3 protein-coding genes are annotated in these 3,627 nt (G+C 44.4%); all 3 read left to right on the top strand.

Annotation, left to right across the window (positions count from 1 at the left end; translation table 11 throughout):
• The first annotated feature begins 316 nt into the window (after positions 1-316).
• Positions 317-1,570 (top strand): ATP-binding protein, encoded by a 1,254-nt coding sequence (locus tag AC1WIP_RS13070; protein WP_481142239.1) that lies wholly within the window; start codon positions 317-319, stop codon positions 1,568-1,570.
• A 111-nt stretch (positions 1,571-1,681) separates the two neighbouring features.
• The gene (gene hprK / locus AC1WIP_RS13075; protein ID WP_318709132.1) at positions 1,682-2,626 is read left to right on the top strand and encodes an HPr(Ser) kinase/phosphatase; all 945 of its coding nucleotides are present in this window, start codon (positions 1,682-1,684) and stop codon (positions 2,624-2,626) included.
• A gap of 3 nt (positions 2,627-2,629) precedes the next feature.
• The gene (locus AC1WIP_RS13080; protein WP_481142240.1) at positions 2,630-3,568 is read left to right on the top strand and encodes an ROK family glucokinase; all 939 of its coding nucleotides are present in this window, start codon (positions 2,630-2,632) and stop codon (positions 3,566-3,568) included.
• The last annotated feature ends 59 nt before the right edge of the window (positions 3,569-3,627 follow it).

Consider the following 3,627-nt stretch of genomic DNA (forward strand, 5'->3'; position numbering starts at 1 on the left):
CCTGGGGAGGAAAAAGGCAACGAACTCACATGGGCGATTTTTCTTACGCGTTTTGCCAATTCCAGAATCCATTATTTATTACAATTTGTTAATTGTGGCTTTGGCGACAGGACTTCGTATCGGAGAATTGATGGCATTAACTTGGCCGGATATAGACAGTGATATGTTGGTATAAATGATTACACAACAAAATGGTGAAAAAGCGGTACAAATGTGCCCTTAGATTTCAATAAAAATTTGCAATATGCAAAATAAGAGGTATAATATTGAAAAAAGAGGGAGCAATATCCCACATATTTCAGTAATGGAGGCGTATATGGAGATTAAAAGAGAACGATATTTGAAAGCGCTCGTTGAGCGTATGCATAATGGCTTAATTAAAGTAGTTACCGGAATTCGAAGATGTGGTAAGTCCTATTTGATTTTTAAAATTTTCAGAGATTATTTGCTGGCTCAGGGGATTGATGAAACACATATTATTACGATTGAGCTTGATCAAAGGAAAAATAAAAAATATCGTGATCCAGATGCAATATTGGATTATATAGATACTTTAATTACAGATAAGGAACCATATTACATTTTACTGGACGAAGTACAAATGCTGGCAGATTTTGAAGAGGTATTGAATTCACTTCTTCACATTGAAAATGTCGATGTGTATGTGACCGGAAGCAATTCAAAATTTTTGTCCAAAGATATTATTACCGAATTTCGGGGAAGAGGTGATGAAATACATGTATTTCCGCTGTGTTTCAAAGAATTTATGGAAGCATATGAAGGAGATATGTATCATGGATGGGCAGAGTACGTTGCTTATGGTGGTTTGCCGTTGACCGTGACAATGAGGACAGAGGAGCAGAAAATTCATTATCTGAGCAGACTCTTTGAAGAAACGTATATCAAGGATATTGTTGAGCGTAATCATATTGAAAAGATACAGGAACTAAATGATTTGATTAATATTTTAGCATCTGCAACCGGCTCGCTGAAGAATCCATCTAAGATAGAGGCAACCTTTAAAAGTGTAATACAGTCGGACATCAGCCTGAATACGATTCGTCAATATCTGGAATACTTGCAGGATGCGTTTATTGTGAGTGAAGCAAATCGCTATGATGTAAAGGGCAGAAAGTATATTGGAACGCCTCTTAAGTATTATTTTGAGGATGTTGGGCTGCGAAATGCCAGACTTGGTTTCCGGCAGGTGGAAGAAACACATTTGATGGAAAATATTATTTATAATGAACTTCGGATGAGGGGATTTCAAGTGGATGTAGGTGTTGTGCAGAAACGAAGCCGTAATAAGGACGGCAGACAAGAAAAAAAACAGTTGGAGATTGATTTTGTGGCGAATCTGGGAAGCAGGAGATATTATATTCAATCTGCGTTTAGTATACCGGATAAGGAGAAGGAAGAGCAGGAGAAGGCATCATTGCTTAATGTGAATGATTCATTTAAGAAGATTGTTATAGTGAAAGATGTTATTAAGGTAAAGCATGATGAAAATGGAATAACTACAATGAGTATATACGATTTCCTTTTGCAGGAGAACAGCCTGGAACTGTAGCTGAGAGACTGCCATTTGATGGTGTCGGGATAGCGAATATAAGCTCTTCCCATAATTGCCGCCTTGTGTTACAATCAAACTAATGTGAAAAGAAAAAAGGAGATCGATCCTATGGCAAGTGTCAGCTTAACCCGAATCATTGAAAAGATGAAGCTGGAAAATCTCACACCGGAGATTGACGTAACCAGCATCCGTATTACGCAGCCTGATATCAACCGCCCGGCGCTGCAGATGGCAGGCTATTTTGAGCATTTTGACGCCGCAAGACTGCAAATTATCGGTTTTGTGGAATATACTTACATGGAGAGCCTCAGTGAGGAACGCAAGCGGGAGATTTACGGGGAACTTATGACCTATGATATTCCCTGTATTGTGTTCTGCCGGGAAATGAAGCCAGACCCTATTTTTCTGGAGACGGCCCTGGAGCATCATGTACCCCTTCTGTCCACCAAAAAGACTACATCGTCCTTTATGGCGGAGATCATAAGGTGGCTGAATGTAAAGCTGGCTCCCTGCATTTCCGTCCACGGCGTACTGGTGGACGTATATGGCGAGGGCGTGCTGATCACAGGGGAAAGCGGTATCGGAAAATCTGAAGCAGCCTTGGAGCTGGTAAAAAGAGGGCACCGGCTTGTGACGGACGATGTGGTGGAGCTGCGCAAGGTAAGCGACGATACGCTGATCGGTTCTGCGCCCGATATCACGAAGCATTTTATTGAATTAAGAGGCATAGGCATTGTGGACGTGAAGGCGCTTTTTGGCGCATCCTCCGTGAAGGATACACAGCAGGTGGATATGGTGATCCGCCTGGAGGACTGGGATAAGGATAAGGAATACGATAGACTGGGTCTGGAGGAAAATTACACGGAATATCTGGGTAATAAAATTGTCTGCCATAATATTCCCATTCGTCCCGGGAGAAATCTCGCCATTATCTGCGAGTCTGCGGCGGCGAACCACCGCCAGAAAAAGATGGGGTATAATGCGGCGCAGGAGCTGTACACCAGAGTGCAGAATTCTCTGGCCAGAAAAAGAGAAGAGGATGGGGAGGATTGACAGATGGGCAAATACGCTTTTGGAGTGGATGTTGGAGGCACAACGGTAAAGCTGGGGCTGTTTGACGCAGAGGGACAGCTTTTGGAAAAGTGGGAGATTCCCACCAATAAAGAGAATGCAGGAGCCGGGATTCTGCCGGATACGGCAAGGAGTATTCTGGCAAAAATGCAGGAAAGACAGATTTCCCAGGACGATCTTGCGGGCATTGGCATTGGAGCGCCTGGAGCGTACGACAGGGAAGGAAATCTGATAGGCAGATCCGTGAACCTGGGCTGGAGCGACTTTTCCATTCCCGAGAAGATGAAGGCATACTTTAACGTGCCCATAAAGGCGGTGAACGATGCCAATGCGGCGGCTTTTGGAGAAATGTGGATGGGCGCAGGCAAGGGCTATAAAAATATGGTGTTAGTGACGCTGGGAACCGGAGTGGGCGGCGGAATCATTGTAAACGAGCAGATTGTGACAGGAGCAAACGGTGCAGGCGGCGAAATCGGGCATATCCATATCGAGGACAATGAAACCGAATGCTGTAACTGCAAAAACAAGGGCTGTCTGGAGCAGTATGCCTCCGCAACGGGGCTGGTGCGTCTGGCAAAGAGACGTCTTGCCAAGGACGATACGCCCAGTATTCTCCGAAATGGCAAGGTGAGCGCAAAGTCTGTTTTTGACGCTGTCAAGGAAAAGGATGCCGTTGCAGTGGAAATTGCGGAGGAATTCGGTGATTATCTGGGAAAGGGCCTGGCAGCGGTGGCAGGTGTAGTAAACCCCGAGGCTTTTGTAATCGGGGGAGGCGTTTCCAAGGCTGGGGAAATTCTTTTTACTTATATCCGTCCCTGCTTTGAGAAGTATGCCTATGCGCCTTGCAGGAATGCAAAATTTGTTCTGGCCACCCTGGGAAATGACGCCGGAATTTACGGCGCGGCCGGTCTGATTCTGCATTGATGGTTCAATAAGAAAACAAGCATAGAAAGAAGATAGATTTATGATCAGTGAAGCAGCAC

The organism is Acetatifactor sp. (assembly GCF_982438285.1).

Bases quoted from the DNA above. Each gene is read 5' to 3' on its own strand.
- hprK (WP_318709132.1), top strand. From the start codon at position 1,682: ATGGCAAGTGTCAGCTTAACCCGAATCATTGAAAAGATGAAGCTGGAA.
- AC1WIP_RS13070 (WP_481142239.1), top strand. From the start codon at position 317: ATGGAGATTAAAAGAGAACGATATTTGAAAGCGCTCGTTGAGCGTATG.
- AC1WIP_RS13080 (WP_481142240.1), top strand. From the start codon at position 2,630: ATGGGCAAATACGCTTTTGGAGTGGATGTTGGAGGCACAACGGTAAAG.